This is a genomic window from Pseudomonas sp. JV245A, from assembly GCF_032424515.1.
Taxonomy (GTDB): Bacteria; Pseudomonadota; Gammaproteobacteria; order Pseudomonadales; family Pseudomonadaceae; genus Aquipseudomonas; species Aquipseudomonas protegens.
Genome location: NZ_VYKE01000121.1, coordinates 1 through 16,920 on the forward strand (window position 1 = coordinate 1; position 16,920 = coordinate 16,920).

Annotated in this window: 11 protein-coding genes; 7 read left to right on the forward strand and 4 right to left on the reverse strand. The window is 64.9% G+C overall.

What is annotated here, in order from left to right; genetic code table 11:
• The first annotated feature begins 162 nt into the window (after positions 1–162).
• The 7 genes from tpx to F6S12_RS24245 all read left to right on the forward strand — a co-directional run bounded on the left by tpx (position 163) and on the right by F6S12_RS24245 (position 13,188).
• On the forward strand, positions 163–663 hold the full coding sequence (tpx, locus tag F6S12_RS24215) for a thiol peroxidase (RefSeq protein WP_011061148.1): 501 nt from the start codon (positions 163–165) through the stop codon (positions 661–663).
• Between the two features lie 177 nt (positions 664–840).
• The gene (locus tag F6S12_RS24220) at positions 841–2,160 is read left to right on the forward strand and encodes an MdtA/MuxA family multidrug efflux RND transporter periplasmic adaptor subunit (RefSeq protein WP_077934070.1); all 1,320 of its coding nucleotides are present in this window, start codon (positions 841–843) and stop codon (positions 2,158–2,160) included.
• On the forward strand, positions 2,157–5,255 hold the full coding sequence (locus tag F6S12_RS24225) for an MdtB/MuxB family multidrug efflux RND transporter permease subunit (protein ID WP_011061150.1): 3,099 nt from the start codon (positions 2,157–2,159) through the stop codon (positions 5,253–5,255). Before F6S12_RS24220 ends, F6S12_RS24225 begins: the two co-directional genes overlap by 4 nt.
• A 37-nt stretch (positions 5,256–5,292) precedes the next feature.
• Positions 5,293–8,400, forward strand: a complete 3,108-nt coding sequence (locus F6S12_RS24230) for an efflux RND transporter permease subunit (RefSeq protein WP_015635503.1) — start codon at positions 5,293–5,295, stop codon at positions 8,398–8,400.
• Positions 8,397–9,890 carry an efflux transporter outer membrane subunit gene (locus F6S12_RS24235; protein ID WP_019095227.1) on the forward strand — a complete coding sequence of 498 codons (1,494 nt, stop codon included), beginning with the start codon at positions 8,397–8,399 and terminating at the stop codon, positions 9,888–9,890. The genes F6S12_RS24230 and F6S12_RS24235 overlap by 4 nt, the downstream gene beginning before the upstream one ends.
• Positions 9,891–10,157: 267 nt before the next feature.
• On the forward strand, positions 10,158–12,233 hold the full coding sequence (locus tag F6S12_RS24240) for a putative bifunctional diguanylate cyclase/phosphodiesterase (RefSeq protein ID WP_065363983.1): 2,076 nt from the start codon (positions 10,158–10,160) through the stop codon (positions 12,231–12,233).
• 208 nt (positions 12,234–12,441) lie between these two features.
• Complete coding sequence (locus tag F6S12_RS24245) at positions 12,442–13,188, forward strand: SDR family oxidoreductase (protein WP_015635506.1); 747 nt, start codon at positions 12,442–12,444, stop codon at positions 13,186–13,188.
• 115 nt (positions 13,189–13,303) lie between these two features.
• Here F6S12_RS24245 and F6S12_RS24250 read toward each other — a convergent pair whose 3' ends face one another.
• The 4 genes from F6S12_RS24250 to F6S12_RS24265 are packed head-to-tail and all read right to left on the reverse strand — an operon-like array spanning position 13,304 to position 16,563.
• Positions 13,304–13,858, reverse strand: a complete 555-nt coding sequence (locus tag F6S12_RS24250) for a hypothetical protein (RefSeq protein WP_315869392.1) — start codon at positions 13,856–13,858, stop codon at positions 13,304–13,306.
• Positions 13,859–13,901: 43 nt separating this feature from the next.
• Positions 13,902–14,693 carry a PoNe immunity protein domain-containing protein gene (locus F6S12_RS24255; RefSeq protein ID WP_315869393.1) on the reverse strand — a complete coding sequence of 264 codons (792 nt, stop codon included), beginning with the start codon at positions 14,691–14,693 and terminating at the stop codon, positions 13,902–13,904.
• A gap of 14 nt (positions 14,694–14,707) precedes the next feature.
• Positions 14,708–15,493, reverse strand: a complete 786-nt coding sequence (locus F6S12_RS24260; protein WP_212806341.1) for a PoNe immunity protein domain-containing protein — start codon at positions 15,491–15,493, stop codon at positions 14,708–14,710.
• Positions 15,494–15,507: 14 nt separating this feature from the next.
• The gene (locus tag F6S12_RS24265) at positions 15,508–16,563 is read right to left on the reverse strand and encodes a hypothetical protein (protein ID WP_315869394.1); all 1,056 of its coding nucleotides are present in this window, start codon (positions 16,561–16,563) and stop codon (positions 15,508–15,510) included.
• Positions 16,564–16,920: the final 357 nt, after the last annotated feature.

Below are 16,920 nucleotides of genomic sequence, written 5' to 3' on the forward strand. Positions count from 1 at the left end.
TGGCAAGCCAGCTCCTACAACCGGTAATGCCGGTGTCGGGGCGGGTTGTTGGACAATTTCCCCCATAGGGCATAGGTGCCCGGGCCGTTTCATGCTTAACTTCGGCCTCTCAGGAATTTCTCATTGCTGTTCCATCATCACTGTTCAATAAGGACTCCGTTCATGGCTCAAGTCACTCTCAAAGGCAATCCGGTGCAGGTTAATGGCCAACTGCCGCAAGTCGGTTCCAAAGCCCCAGCGTTCACCCTGGTGGGCGCAGGCCTGGCCGATGTTTCCCTGAGCAGCCTCGCCGGCAAGCGCAAGGTGCTGAACATCTTCCCTAGCGTCGACACCCCGACCTGCGCCACCTCGGTGCGCAAGTTCAACGCCCAGGCCAACGAGCTGGCCAACACCGTGGTGCTGTGCATCTCTGCCGACCTGCCATTCGCCCAGGCACGCTTCTGCGGCGCCGAAGGCCTGGAAAACGTGCAGAACCTGTCGACCCTGCGTGGCCGCGAGTTCATCGAGAACTACGGCGTGGCCATCGCCGACGGCCCGCTGGCCGGCCTGACTGCCCGCGCCGTGGTGGTGCTGGATGAAAACGACAAGGTGCTGCACAGCGAGCTGGTCAAGGAAATCGCCGAAGAGCCGAACTACGACGCGGCCCTGGCCGTGCTCAAGTAACAGGTTTTACAATTATTCACGGCCTGGCTCTGTCCAGGCCGTTTTTATTTGTGCTTCAGTGGCTTAGCACCGCTCCTTGAAACGTCAGTCAAAGGTAAATTGCCGGTAAAGGCGCTTTGCTAAAACGGTTCCAGTGCTTATCTTTCAGCCTTCTCAAAGAAGCCTCCCACGCGCCCAATGGTTGATCACTCCATGCAATCCTCTGTCTCCCGCAACTCCCGTCGCTGGCTGTTCGGCCTGTTCGTCCTGCTGCTGGTCGTTGGCCTGTGCTGGAAATTCTGGCCGGCCAGTACCCACCAGGAGGCCGCCGGGCAGAAAGCCGCGACCGGGCATACCGGGCGCAGCGGTAGCATGCGCCCCGGTTTCGGCGGCGCCAGCGGGCCGATCCCGGTGCGGGTGTCACCGGTGACCCAGGGGGATTTCGCGGTGTACTACAAGGCCCTGGGCACGGTGACGGCACTGAACACCATCAACGTGCGCAGCCGGGTGGCGGGGGAACTGGTCAAGGTCAACTTCGAGGAAGGGCAGATGGTCAAGGCCGGCGACCTGCTGGCACAGATCGATCCGCGTCCGTACCAGAACGCCTTGCTCCAGGCCGAAGGCACCTTGCTGCAGAACCAGGCCCAGTTGAAGAACGCCCAGGTCGACCTTGAGCGTTACCGCGGCCTGTACGCCCAGGACAGCATCGCCAAACAGACCCTGGACACCGCCGCGGCGCTGGTGGGGCAGTACCAGGGTACGGTCAAGACCAACCAGGCGGCGGTCAACGACGCCAAGCTCAACCTGGAATTCACCAACATCCGCGCGCCGATCGCCGGCCGCCTGGGCCTGCGCCAGCTGGACGTGGGCAACCTGGTGGCGGCCAACGACACCACCGCGCTGGTGATCATCACCCAGACCCAGCCCATCAGCGTGGCCTTCACCCTGCCGGAAAACAGCCTGGAAACCGTGCTCGCCCGCTACCACAGCGGCGCCAGGCTGGCGGTGGAAGCCTGGGACCGCGGTGACGTGAAGCTGCAGGCCACAGGCGTGCTGCAGAGCCTGGACAACCAGATCGACACCACCACCGGCACCCTGAAGTTCAAGGCGCGCTTCGATAACCGCGACCAGGGCCTTTTCCCCAACCAGTTCGTCAATGTGCGGCTGCTGGCCGATACCCTGAAGAACGTGGTGCTGGCGCCCTCGGCGGCGATCCAGTTCGGCACCAACGGCACCTTCGTCTACGCCCTGGATGGCGACAACAAGGTGAAGATCCGCCAGCTCAAGGTGGGCGCCAGCAACGGCGACTCGACGGTGATCCAGGACGGCCTCAAGGCCGGTGACCGGGTGGTGATGGAAGGCACCGACCGCCTCAAGGACGGCAGCGAAGTGGAAGTGGTCAACGACAGCATCGACGTGCCCACCACCCCCACCGAACACCTGCAAGGGCAGCCCGCCGGGGCACCGGCCGCAGACGGCAAGCCGGTTGATGGCAAGGCGCAAAAGGTCGGCGCATGAATTTCTCGCGGCTGTTCATCCTCCGTCCGGTAGCCACCACCCTGAGCATGCTGGCCATTGTCCTGGCCGGCCTGATCGCCTATCGCCTGCTGCCGGTGTCGGCCTTGCCCCAGGTGGACTACCCGACCATCCGGGTCATGACCCTGTACCCCGGGGCCAGCCCGGACGTGATGACCAGCGCGGTCACCGCGCCCCTGGAGCGCCAGTTCGGGCAGATGCCCGGCCTGACCCAGATGGCCTCCACCAGTTCCGGCGGGGCCTCGGTGCTGACCCTGCGCTTCAGCCTCGATATCAATATGGACGTGGCCGAGCAGCAGGTGCAGGCGGCGATCAACGCTGCCACCAACCTGTTGCCCAAGGACCTGCCGGCGCCGCCGGTGTACAACAAGGTCAACCCGGCGGATACCCCGGTGCTGACCCTGGCCATTACCTCCAAGACCATGCTGCTGCCCAAGCTCAATGACCTGGTGGATACGCGCATGGCGCAGAAGATCGCCCAGATCAGCGGCGTGGGCATGGTCAGCATTGCCGGCGGCCAGCGCCAGGCGGTGCGGATCAAGGTCAACCCCGAGGCCCTGGCGGCCAACGGTCTGAACCTGGCGGACGTGCGCGCCCTGATCGGTGCCTCCAACGTCAACCAGCCCAAGGGCAACTTCGACGGCCCGACCCGGGTCTCGATGCTCGACGCCAACGACCAGTTGACCTCGCCCAAGGACTACGCCGAGCTGATCCTGGCCTACAACAATGGCGCGCCGCTGCGCCTGAAGGATGTGGCCGAGATCGTCGATGGCGCGGAGAACGAGCGCCTGGCGGCCTGGGCCAACGAGAACCAGGCGGTGCTGCTGAACATCCAGCGCCAGCCCGGGGCCAACGTGATCGAGGTGGTGGACCGGATCAAGGCGCTGCTGCCGAGCATCACCGACAACCTGCCGGCAGGCCTGGACGTCACCGTGCTCACCGACCGTACCCAGACCATCCGCGCTTCGGTCAAGGATGTGCAGCACGAGCTGTTGATCGCCATCGCGCTGGTGGTGATGGTGACCTTCCTGTTCCTGCGCCGGGCCAGCGCCACCATCATTCCTTCGATTGCCGTGCCGCTGTCGCTGATCGGCACCTTCGGCGTGATGTACCTGGCCGGCTTCTCGGTGAACAACCTGACCCTGATGGCCTTGACCATCGCCACCGGCTTCGTGGTGGACGATGCCATCGTCATGCTGGAGAACATCTCGCGCTTCATCGAGGAGGGCGACAGCCCGATGCAGGCAGCGCTCAAGGGCGCCAGGCAGATCGGCTTCACCCTGATCTCCCTGACCCTGTCGCTGATCGCGGTGCTGATCCCGCTGCTGTTCATGGCGGATGTGGTGGGGCGGCTGTTCCGCGAGTTCGCCATCACCCTGGCGGTGGCGATCCTGATTTCCCTGGTGGTGTCCCTGACCCTGACCCCGATGATGTGCGCGCGGCTGCTCAAGCGTGAGCCCAAGCCTGAAGAGCAGGGGCGCTTCTACCGCGCCAGCGGGGCCTGGATCGACTGGCTGATCGAAAGCTACGGGCGCAAGTTGCAGTGGGTACTCAAGCACCAGTTCCTGACCCTGATGGTGGCCATCGGCACCCTGGGCCTGACCGTGTTCCTTTATATGGTGGTGCCCAAGGGCTTCTTCCCGGTGCAGGACACCGGGGTCATCCAGGGCATTTCCGAGGCGCCGCAGTCGGTGTCCTTCGCCGCCATGAGCCAGCGCCAGCAGGACCTGGCCAAGATCATCCTGCAGGACCCGGCGGTGCAAAGCCTGTCGTCCTACATCGGGGTGGACGGCGACAACGCCACCCTCAACAGCGGCCGCCTGCTGATCAACCTCAAGCCCCACAGCGAGCGCGACCTGAGCGCAGCCCAGGTGATCGCGCGGATCCAGCCCGAGGTGGACAAGCTGCTGGGCATCCGCCTGTTCATGCAGCCGGTACAGGACCTGACCATCGAGGACCGGGTCAGCCGCACCCAGTACCAGTTCAGCCTGTCGTCGCCGGATGCCGAGCTGCTGAGCCTGTGGAGCAATCGCCTGGTGCAGGCCCTGGCCCAGCGCCCGGAGCTCACCGACGTGGCCAGCGACCTGCAGGACAAGGGCCTGCAGGTGTTCATGGTGATCGACCGTGACGCCGCGTCCCGGGTCGGGGTTTCGGTGTCGAACATCACCGACGCCCTGTACGACGCCTTCGGCCAGCGCCAGATCTCCACCATCTACACCCAGGCCAGCCAGTACCGGGTGGTGCTCCAGGCCCAGGCCGGCGAGCGCATCGGGCCCCAGGCCCTGGAGCAGATCCACGTCAAGACCACCGACGGCGGCCAAGTGCGGCTGTCGAGCCTGGCCCATGTCGAGGAGCGCCAGGCGCAACTGGCCATCGCCCATATCGGCCAGTTCCCGGCGGTAATGATGTCCTTCAACCTGGCTCCGGGCGTGGCCCTGGGCAAGGCGGTGGACGTGATCGAGCAGGTGCAGCAGGAGATCGGCATGCCGGTGGGCGTGCAGACCCGCTTCCAGGGCGCGGCGGAAGCCTTCCAGGCCTCGCTGTCGAGCACCTTGCTGCTGATCCTGGCGGCGGTGGTGACCATGTACATCGTGCTCGGCGTGCTCTACGAGAGCTACATCCACCCGATCACCATCCTCTCCACCTTGCCCTCGGCGGCGGTGGGGGCCTTGCTGGCGCTGATCCTCAGCGGCAACGACCTGGGCATGATCGCCATCATCGGCATCATCCTGCTGATCGGCATCGTCAAGAAGAACGCGATCATGATGATCGACTTCGCCCTCGACGCCGAACGCCACCAGGGCATGGCCCCGGAACAGGCTATCTACCAGGCGGCGCTGCTGCGTTTCCGGCCGATCCTGATGACCACCCTGGCGGCGCTGTTCGGCGCCGTGCCACTGATGCTGGCCACCGGTTCCGGCGCCGAGCTGCGTCAGCCCCTGGGCCTGGTGATGGTGGGCGGCCTGCTGGTGAGCCAGGTGCTGACCCTGTTCACCACGCCGGTGATCTACCTGTACTTCGACCGCCTGGGCCGGCGCTTCGGCAAGCGTGAAGACGCCCAAGAGGTGGAGGCATGAAGGGCCGCAGCCTGCCTCAAGCCTGGAGCGTGTCGGCATGAACCTCTCCGGCCCCTTCATCAAGCGCCCGGTGGCGACCATGCTGTTGTCGCTGGCGATCATGCTGCTGGGCGGCGTCAGCTTCGGCCTGCTGCCGGTGGCGCCGCTGCCGCAGATGGACTTCCCGGTGATCGTGGTCCAGGCCAGCCTGCCCGGGGCCAGCCCCGAGGTCATGGCCTCCACCGTGGCCACGCCCCTGGAGCGTTCCTTCGGCGCCATCGCCGGGGTCAACACCATGAGCAGCCGTTCCAGCCAGGGCTCGACCCGGGTGATCCTGCAGTTCGACCTGGACCGCGACATCAACGGCGCGGCACGGGAGGTGCAGGCAGCCATCAACGCCTCGCGCAACCTGCTGCCCAGCGGCATGCGCAGCATGCCTACCTACAAGAAGGTCAACCCGTCCCAGGCGCCGATCATGGTGCTGTCGCTGACTTCCGATGTGCTGGAGAAAGGCCAGCTCTACGACCTGGCCTCGACCATCCTGTCCCAGAGCCTGTCCCAGGTGCAGGGCGTGGGCGAAGTGCAGGTCGGTGGCAGCTCCTTGCCGGCGGTGCGCATCGAACTGGAGCCGCAACTGCTCAACCAGTACGGCGTAGCCCTGGACGACGTGCGCAATGCCATCGCCAATGCCAACCAGCGCCGGCCCAAGGGCTCGGTGGAGGATGACCAGCGGCTGTGGCAGATCCAGGCCAACGACCAGTTGGAAAAGGCCCGTGACTACGAGCCGCTGATCATCCACTACAACAATGGCGCGGCCCTGCGCCTGAAGGACGTGGCCAAGGTCAGCGACGGCGTCGAGGACCGCTACAACAGCGGCTTCTTCAATGACGACGCGGCGGTGCTGCTGGTGATCAACCGCCAGGCCGGGGCCAACATCATCGAGACGGTGAACGAGATCAAGGCTCAGTTGCCGGCGTTGCAGGCGGTGCTGCCGGCCAGCGTCAAGCTCAACCTGGCCATGGACCGCTCACCGGTGATCAAGGCCACCCTGCACGAGGCCGAGATGACCCTGCTGATCGCCGTGGCCCTGGTGATCCTGGTGGTGTACCTGTTCCTCGGCAACTTCCGCGCCTCGCTGATCCCGACCCTGGCGGTACCGGTATCCCTGGTGGGCACTTTTGCCATCATGTACCTCTACGGTTTTTCCCTGAACAACCTGTCGCTGATGGCGCTGATCCTTGCCACCGGGCTGGTGGTGGACGATGCCATCGTGGTGCTGGAGAACATCTCCCGGCACATCGACGAAGGCATCGCGCCGATGAAAGCGGCGTACCTGGGGGCCAAGGAGGTGGGCTTCACCCTGCTGTCGATGAACGTGTCGCTGGTGGCGGTGTTTCTCTCGATCCTGTTCATGGGCGGGATCATCGAGAGCCTGTTCCGCGAGTTCTCCATCACCCTGGCCGCGGCCATCGTGGTATCGCTGGTGGTGTCCCTGACCCTGACCCCGATGCTCTGCGCGCGCTGGCTCAAGCCCCACACCCCGGGCCAGGAGAACCGCCTGCAACGCTGGAGCCGGCGCAGCAACGACTGGATGATGGGCAAGTACGCCACCAGCCTGGACTGGGTGCTGCGGCACAGGCGCCTGACCCTGCTCAGCCTGCTGCTGACCATTGGCGTCAACGTGGCCCTGTACGTGGTGGTGCCCAAGACCTTCATGCCCCAGCAGGACACCGGCCAGTTGATCGGTTTTGTCCGCGGCGACGACGGCCTGTCCTTCAGCGTGATGCAGCCGAAGATGGAAATATTCCGCCGCGCCGTGCTCAAGGATGCGGCAGTGGAGAGCGTGGCCGGCTTCATCGGTGGCAACAACGGCACCAACAACGCCTTCATGCTGGTACGCCTGAAGCCGATCAAGGAACGCAATATCTCGGCGCAGAAGGTCATCGAGCGCCTGCGCAAGGAAATGCCCAAGGTGCCCGGCGCGCAACTGATGCTGATGGCCGACCAGGACCTGCAGTTCGGCGGCGGCCGCGAGCAGACCACCTCGCAGTATTCCTACATCCTGCAAAGCGGTGACCTGGGCGAGTTGCGCCAGTGGTACCCGAAAGTGGTGACGGCGCTGCGCGCCTTGCCTGAGCTGACCGCCATCGACGCCCGGGAAGGCCACGGTGCCCAGCAAGTGACCCTGATGGTGGACCGCGACCAGGCCAAGCGCCTGGGGGTGGACATGGACATGGTCACCGCGGTGCTCAACAACGCCTACAGCCAGCGGCAGATCTCCACCATCTACGACAGCCTCAACCAGTATCAGGTGGTGATGGAGGTCAACCCGAAATACGCCCAGGACCCGATTACCCTGAATCAAGTGCAGGTGATTACCGCCGACGGCGCGCGGATTCCGCTGTCGGCCATCGCCCACTATGAAAACAGCCTGGAAGACGACCGGGTCAGCCATGAAGGGCAGTTCGCCTCGGAAAGCATTTCCTTCGACATGGCCGAGGGCGTGACGGTGGAGCAGGGCACCGCCGCCATCGAACGGGCGATCGCCAAGCTGGGCATGCCCGAAGACGTGATCGTCAAGATGGCCGGCACCGCCGATGCCTTCGCCGCCACCCAGAAGAGCCAGCCGTTCATGATCCTCGGCGCGCTGCTGGCGGTGTACCTGGTGCTGGGGGTGCTCTATGAAAGCTACATCCACCCGCTGACCATCCTCTCCACCTTGCCCTCGGCCGGGGTTGGCGCCTTGCTCTCGATCTATGTGCTGGGCGGTGAGTTCAGCCTGATCTCGCTGCTGGGGCTGTTCCTGTTGATCGGGGTGGTGAAGAAGAACGCGATCCTGATGATCGACCTGGCGCTGCAACTGGAGCGTCACCAGGGCCTGGACCCGTTGCAGTCGATCCGCAGCGCCTGCCTGCAACGCCTGCGGCCGATCCTGATGACCACCCTGGCGGCGATCCTCGGCGCCTTGCCGTTGCTGCTGGGCGGGGCCGAAGGCTCGGAAATGCGCCAGCCCCTGGGCCTGACCATCATTGGCGGCCTGGTCTTCAGCCAGGTCCTGACCCTCTACACCACCCCGGTGGTCTACCTCTATCTCGATCGCCTGCGCCACAAGTTCAACCACTGGCGTGGGGTCCGTACCGATGCTGCTCTGGAAACGCCGCTATGACCGACCAATCGTCCCGTCCCGTTACTCTGCTGTCCGCCCAGCGCCTGGCCATGGCCCGGGGCTCGCGGGCCTTGAGCCTGGGCCTGTGCGTGCTGCTGCTCAGCGCCTGCGCCATCGGTCCCGACTACCAGCGCCCGCAGGTGGCCGAGCCGGTGCACTACAAGGAAGCCGAAGGCTGGCGCCAGGCCAACCCCAGCGACGCCCTGGCCCGTGGCGCCTGGTGGGAGCTGTACGGCGATGCCCAGCTCAATGGCCTGATCGACAAGCTCAACAGTTCCAACCAGAGCGTGGCCCAGGCCGAGGCGCAGTTCCGTCAGGCCCGGGCCCTGGTGCGCAGCTCCCGGGGTTCGTTCTTTCCCAGTGTCGACCTGAGCGCCGGCAAGACCCGCGCCAGCCAGGGCACCGGCAGCAGCAGTTCGGCCCTGAGCAGTTCCAGCAGCGGCATTCGCGACACCTACAACACCCAGTTGGGGGTGAGCTGGGAAGCGGACGTGTGGGGCAAGTTGCGCCGTGACCTGGAAGCCAACGAGGCCAGCGCCGAGGCCAGCTTCGCCGACCTGGCGGCCATGCGCCTGAGCCAGCAGTCCGAGCTGGCGCAGAACTACCTGCAACTGCGGGTGATCGATGAGCAGAAGCGCCTGCTGGAGGCCACGGTGGCGGCCTATCAGCGCTCCCTGACCATGACCCAGAACCAGTACCAGGCCGGGGTCTCCGGCAAGGATGCGGTGGCCCAGGCCCAGACCCAGCTCAAAAGCACCCAGGCCGACCTGATCGACCTGATCTGGCAGCGGGCGCAGTTCGAGAACGCCATCGCCGTGCTGATCGGCGTGCCGCCGGCAGAGTTCAACCTGGCCGAGAGCAAGACCATCCCCGTGCTGCCCCAGGTGCCATTGGGCGTGCCGTCGCAACTGCTGGAGCGGCGCCCGGACATCGCCTCGGCGGAGCGTTCGGTGATTGCCGCCAACGCCAAGATCGGCGTGGCCAAGGCCGCCTATTACCCGGACCTGACCCTGAGCCTGGCCGGCGGCTACAGCAGCAGCACCTACGCCGACTGGATCAGCCTGCCGAACCGCTTCTGGTCGGTAGGGCCGAAACTGGCCATGACCCTGTTCGACGGCGGCCAGCGTTCGGCGGAAGTGGACCGCACCGAGGCGGTGTACGACCAGACCGTGGCCAAGTACCGGCAGACCGTGCTCGACGGTTTCCGCGAGGTGGAGAACTACATGGTCCAGCTCAAGGTCATGGAGGACGAGGCGGGGGTGCGCCAGCAGGCCCTGGATTCGGCCCGCGAGGCCCTGCGCCTGACCGAGAACCAGTACAAGGCCGGGCTGATCGCCTACCTGGATGTGGTCACCAGCCAGACCACTGCCCTGAGCAACGAGCGTAGCGTGCTCAGCCTGTTGCAGAGCCGGCTGATCGCCAGCGTGCAGCTGATCGCCGCCATGGGCGGTGGCTGGGATGGCCAGCTGCAGGCCAGCGAGCAGAAATAGGCCCTTGAAGGCCTTGCAGCAAGGTGGCTGCAAGGCCTGCTCGACAGCCGCAGGCAGGGCGCATCCGAAGCCGTTTGCAACTGCTCGCGACTTCCCGCAAAGCCCATGCCCACAGGGCTTGTAGGGGTATGAGACAGCCGAAAACGGCGTTCTGTCCGACTAATGGCTTTTTGCTAACTTTGTAGATGCGTTCTTCCACGCAATCAGTACAATCTGCGGTTTTGCCCGCCGCGCAGGGATGTCGGCACAACGGCCAAGAGACGCCTCATGCTCATCGGTAGCTACTCCTCCGCACTGGTCCTGATCTCCATTTTCGTGGCGATCCTCGCTTCCTATACTGCCCTCGACCTGACCGGGCGCATTGCCACCACCACCGGCCGTGCCGCTTATCTATGGATGATGGGCGGAGCCCTGGCCATGGGCGTCGGTGTGTGGTCCATGCACTTTATCGGCATGCTGGCCTTCAGCCTGCCCATCGACCTGGGCTACGACATCCAGCTCACCGCCTTGTCGCTGCTGATCTCGATCCTGTCCTGCGGCTTTGCCCTGTGGCTGGTGAGCCAGCCGCGGCTGCCGCTGTGGCAGTTGCTGTTCGGCGCGCTGATCATGGGCTCGGGCATCAGTGGCATGCACTACACCGGCATGGCGGCCATGCGCATGCAGCCGGGCATCGACTACGACCCGAGCCTGTTCGGCGCCTCGCTGCTGATTGCCTTCGGCGCGTCGCTGGCGGCGCTGTGGATTGCCTTTCGCCTGCGCCAGAACACCCCCTACGTACGTCTGGCCCGGACCGGCGCGGCGATTGTCATGGGCTTTGCCATCGTCGGCATGCATTACACCGGCATGGCCGCGGCGCGTTTCGCCGATGGCAGTTTCTGCGGCGCCCTGGGCAACGGCCTGAGCGGCAAGGGCCTGGACAACCTGGTGCTGATCACCACCCTGGCGGTGCTGATCATCGCCTTGCTGACCTCGGTGCTGGATGCGCGGCTGGAAGCCCGCACCGCGGTGCTGGCGCAATCGTTGACCGAAGCCAACAAGGAACTGACCCAACTGGCGCTGCACGACACCCTGACCGGGCTGCCGAACCGCATTCTGCTGGCCGACCGCATTGACCAGGCGATGCACCGGGTCACTGCCCATGGTGGCTGTTTTGCGCTGATGTTCATCGATCTGGACGGTTTCAAGCCGGTCAACGACGCCTTTGGCCACCACATGGGCGACCAGTTGCTGCGCGAAGTGGCCCAGCGCCTGCGCGAGGATTTGCGCAGCGAGGACACCCTGGCGCGGATCGGCGGCGATGAGTTCGTGCTGCTGGTGCAACTGGCCGAGCCGGACGATGCCCTGCGCCTGGCGGCACGCCAGGTGGGGCTGGTATCGCGCTCGTTCCGGGTGGCCGAGCACGACCTGCAGATTTCCGCCAGCATCGGCATTGCGGTGTACCCGGGCAATGGCCTGAGTGCCCAGGAACTGCTGATGAACGCCGATGCGGCGATGTACCACGCCAAGGGCACCGGCAAGAATGGCTACAGCTTTTTCGATGCCTCGATGAACAGCAATGCCCGGCGCCAGCTGCAATTGCTGCAGGATCTGCGCAATGCCCTGGAGCATCATCAGTTCCGCCTGCACTACCAACCCAAGTTCGACGCTGCCAATGGCCTGCCGGTGGGGGCCGAGGCGCTGCTGCGCTGGGAGCATCCCCAGCATGGCCTGTTGCTGCCGGACAAGTTCATCGAACTGGCGGAGAAGACCGGGCTGATCATTGCCATCGGCGAGTGGGTGCTCAACGAGGCCTGCCGGCAGATGCGCGAGTGGTACGTCCAGGGCTACACCGACTGGCGCATCGCGGTGAATCTCTCGGCCTTGCAGTTCTGCCATGCCGGGCTGGTCAGGAGCGTGGCCAATGCCCTGGAACGCTACCACCTGCCGGCCAACAACCTGACCCTGGAAATCACCGAAACCACGGCGATGAACGACGCCGATGTCAGCATGCTTGTCCTGCAACAGCTGGCGGACATGGGGGTGGACCTGTCCATCGACGATTTCGGCACCGGCTATTCCAGCCTGATGTACCTCAAGCGCCTGCCGGCCAACGAGCTGAAGATCGACCGCGGCTTCGTCCGCGACCTGGAGCACGACAGCGACGATGCCGCCATCGTCTCTGCCATTGTCGCCCTGGGCCAGGCACTGGGCCTGCGGATCGTCGCCGAGGGCGTGGAAACCGGGGTGCAGCAGACCTTCCTCACCCAACTGGGCTGTGATTCCCTGCAAGGCTATTTCCTTGGCCATCCGCTGCCGCCCGAAGGTTTCATGCAGGGCATCCACCGGGGCGAAGAAAAAGCCTGAGCCTCTCGCCTTGCCGGCTGCGGTCGCGATCTGGCGGCAGTTCGCAGGGATATGGCCGCCGCCCAAGCCCCAGCCGGTTTGCGCCGTCGGTGCGCGGGGCTACCGTGCACTTCTACTGGCTTGATGTGGCACATTTGCGCAGTTTTCATCGCCGCCCGCGCGGTGTTTAATGGCTCGCGTTGATATGTTCAGTGAGGGAGTCGGCAGCATGGATAAAGTCATCGTCATCACCGGTGGCGGACGGGGTATAGGCGCCGCCACGGCAGTGTTGGCCGCGCAGCAGGGATTCAAGGTGTGCATCAACTACCAGGCCGACGAGCAGTCCGCCCTGCAGGTGCTCGAACAGGTTCGCGCCCTGGGCGTGCAGGCCATCGCGGTGCGCGCCGACGTCAGTATCGAGGATGAAGTGATCGGTCTGTTCCAGCGGGTCGACAGCGAACTGGGGCGGGTCACGGCCCTGGTCAACAATGCCGGGACCGTGGGCCACAAGTCGCGGCTGGATGAAATGTCCGAATTTCGCATCCAGAAGATCATGAAGACCAATGTCATGGGGCCGATCCTCTGCGCCAAGCACGCGGTGCTGCGCATGTCGCCGCGCCATGGCGGGCAGGGCGGCAGCATCGTCAACGTCTCCTCTGTGGCGGCGCGCCTGGGTTCGCCGGGGGAATACGTCGACTACGCCGCCTCCAAGGGCGCCCTGGACACCTTCACCATCGGCCTGTCCAAGGAAGTGGCGGGCGAGGGCATCCGCGTCAACGCGGTGCGCCCGGGCTATATCTACACCGACTTTCATGCCCTGAGCGGCGATGCCGACCGGGTCAGCAAGCTGGAATCGGCAATCCCCATGGGTCGTGGCGGGCGTCCTGATGAAGTGGCCGAGGCGATTGTCTGGCTGCTGTCGGACAAGGCCTCCTACGCCACCGGCACCTTCGTCGACCTGGGCGGCGGCCGCTGAGCCCCCGCAAGTCCGCGGCCTATCCCGTAGGGGCCGGCTTGCCGGCGAAGGGGCCCTTGAGTCTTGCGCCGCGCTTGCAAACGCCTTCGCTGGCAAGCCAGCTCCTGCGGTTTCCTCAGCGGGCGCGGCGGCGGCGGGGGCCGATCAGCAGGGCCAGCAATAGCCCCAGTACGCTGGTGCCAAAGCTCATCAACTGTGGCATCAGGAACCCCAGGGTTTCCCCCGGGCGGTTGCAGCTGTAGCCATATCCATCGCCTTGCTCATGGGCCCAGACGCCCGGTGTGGCGCTCACGTCCACAGGCGCCGATGGTGCGGGTTCCTCATTGGAGAACCCCAGGTTCGAATGGCTCGCGCTGCGCCTTTCCAGCTGCTCGATGGCCTGCAACTGGGCGTCATTGCAGCGGTTCTGCGCCCAATTGCCGACCACCACCAGGACGGACAGCAGAAGCAGCAGCGGCACCGGGTAATAACGCCGGGTCCGCAGCAGGGGCGCCACCACCAGCCCGGCCAGGAAACCCGCCAGCAGCAGATTGACCCAGAACCACGGGCCGCCTTCCCAGCTCGGCGGTATCAACTGCACCAGCAGCGGGGGCAGCACAACGCGGGCGAACAGCAGGCACAGGGCGGCTGCGAGCAGGGTGATCAGCAGGGTCTTGATCCAGGATTTCATGGGCAATGCATAACCTTTATGGAGGGGAGTCAGAAGGGGGATATCAGTCTTGCGCCACTCGCTGGGGCATCGGCGGCGGGGTAAAGCGCCGGGCGTATTCGAGCATCTCCCGGGGGAAGACCATGTGCTTGACCGCGCTGTCGTCCAGGCCGAACAGGTAGGCCACTGCCGCGGCTTCAAAGGCCCAGTAGCCGAAGTAGGATTCACCGTCCAGGTGGGAGTCGTGCCATGGGGCCTGCTCGAACGCTTCATACCACTGGTTGCAGTACTCCACCAGCAGCTCCCGGGCCTCGTCCGCTTGATCGGCGTAGATGGCCCTGATCAGCGGCGTGTAGACCGGGTGGTACCACTCATCAATGTCTGCGCGGCCCGGCAGGCAGGGCTTGAGCAAGTCCTCGATCAGGGTGTCCTCGGCGTGGTAGCCGGCGCGGTCCTGCAGCGCCGCCATGCGCGGCAGCAGGTCGCGGCGTTGCAGCAGGATGCACAGGCTGATGACCTGCACGTATTCCTCGTACTGGTCGAGGTAGTCCTCGATGTTCAGCGGCGCGATATCGGGCACCTCGTTGCACAGGGCCAGGGTGCGCTGATGCTCCTCGTAGCTGGCGATCAGTGCGTCCAGCTCCTGGGCCAGCTCCGGCATGGCCTTGCCGCCGGTGTAGCCCAGGATCAGATGGTCCAGGCGTGCTCGCTTGACCTCCCAGGCCTTGAGCGAGGCTTCCTGCCCGGGGTAGTCCTCTTCCATAGAGTGTGTCTGCCAATGGGCTTCGGTACCCGCCAGGAACTCCAGGAGGATGGGGTACTGCTTCGGGTCGAGAAACACCTGCCTGCGTTGCATGTCAGTACCCGGCCTCAGTGGAAGGGCATCGGCGGCGGGGTAAAGCGCCGGGCGTATTCGAGCATCTCCCGGGGGAAGACCATGTGCGTTACCGCGCTGTCGTCCAGGCCGAACAGGTAGGCCACTGCCGCAGCTTCAAAGGCCCAGTAGCCGAAGTAGGAACCCTCGTCGCCGTCCAGGTGGCTGTCGTGCCATGGGGCCTGTTCGAACGCCTCGTACCACTGGTTGCAGTACTCCACCAGCAGTTCCCGGGGTTCATCCGGATCTTCGGTGTAGATGGCCCGGATCAGGGGCGTGGAGACGTCGTGGAACCACTGATCAACGTCTTCACGATCCGGCAGGTAGGCCTTGAGCAGGTCCTCGATCAGAGTGTCCTGGCCGCCAAAGCCGGCACGGTCCTGCAGCAGCACCAGACGCGGCAGCAGGTCGCTGCGTTGCAGCAGGATGCACAGGCTGATGACCTGGACATATTCCTCGTACTCGTCGGGGTAGTCTTCGATGTTCAGCGGCGCGATATCCGGCCGTTCTTCATAAACCCCCATCTTGCGCTGGTAGTCCTCGTAGCCTTCGATCACCCCATCCAGCTCCCGGGCCAGTTGCTCCATGGGTGCACCGCCGGTGTAGCCCAGGATCAGGTGGTGCAGGCGCGCGCTGCGCACATTGGAGGCCTTGAGGGAGGCTTCCTGCTCGGGGCTGTCGGCCATCATCGAGTGGGTCTGCCAGTGGGCCTCTTCGCCGGCCAGGCTTTCGAGGAAGTCGTGGTACTGCTTGTGGCTGAGAAACACTTGTCTGCGGTTCATGTCGGTGCCTTGGCTCAGTACACGGGAATCAGGGTGAAGGGCGCCTTGCGCTGCGAGGTTTCCAGCAGCAGGGTCGGCAGGTCGACTTCGGCGGGCTCCAGGTCAAGCTGCTCCAGCTCTTCTTCCAACTGCTGTGCATCCGCGGGCAGGGCAACGATTGGCCGGCGCAGGTAGGGCCGTGGGTCTTCGCCGTAGTAGACCTTCACCGGGCCCTCGGGGATGCCTTCCAGGCGGGCAAAACCTTCCTGGTCGAGGTTGCCCTCGGCTTGCGAGCCGTCACTGAACACCGCTCGGTAGGCGGCGCCGGACACCGGCTCCAGGTTGGGGTAGTGCAGGTTCAGTTCCAGCCAGTGGCCCTCACCGGTGAGGTGTTCCAGGCCCTGGTTGATGTCCTGGGCGAGGCTTGCGGCGTCGTGGGCCCCGGGTTGCGTCGCGGCGGTGAGGGTCGTTGGGCGCGGTTCCAGGGACGACTGCGGCTTGGGCGCCAGGGCCGGGCCGCGGCTGTGGGCGGCGGCCGAGTTGTTGCGTTGCTCGGCGATCCAGGGGGCAATGCGTTCTTGCACCGACACCATGAGGAACTCGGTGTGTTCGCAGGCTTCGTTGAGGTTGTGCAGCACCAGGCGCTGCTGCTGGGGCGTAAGGCTGTTGAAGGTGCTGGAGGCGCTCACGCCGCGGATGATCTCGGGCAGTTCCTCGGCCAGGCGCACGGGGTCCAGGCACTTTTCCAGCAGCTGTTCGGGGCTGGTCTTCAGGCGGCAGGCCAGCAGGGTGTGGCGGATCAGGTCGAAGAGCTTTTCGGCGTGGCGCTGGGGGGCGCGGTTGATCAGGCGCAAAAGGATCTTCAGGCCTTGCCCGGGGCCGGGAATCCAGCCGATCAGGGCCAGGGCCAGGTCGAAGAAGGCGTCTTCCTCGTCCTTGGGGTTGTTGATGGCGTCCAGTTCGAAGATCGCCTGGATGCAGTCGTAGGCGTTGAGTTCCTGGGTCAGCAGTGGCAGGCGGCCGCGCTCGATGGCCTTGATCAGTTCGGTCTTGGCCTCTGGGTAGTCGTCGTAATACAGGTCTTCGACCATGACGTGTTCCTTTCCCTGGAAAATTGGAGCGCGGATGCTGAATGAATTGAGGGGGTGGGGCAAGGTGCTTTGGCGGTTTTTTTATGTTGGGAGGTGTTCATTGTTGTGGTTATGGGGGGGCGTTTGGTTTTGTGTGGGTGGTGAGGGGGACATATCCGTTGCTGCGGGTGTGGCGGCTTATGGTTTCGCTCTTACAGCGACTCACTTTTGAAAAGCGCAAAAAGTAAGCAAAACGCTCTTGCCCCTCCACTCGGTGCCTCGCTTAGGCTCGGCATGCCCTCACTCCGGCATTGCTCCGTGGGCCGCCGCCACCGGCCATCCATGGCCGGGTGGCGGCTAACCCGGCATCCCTGCCGG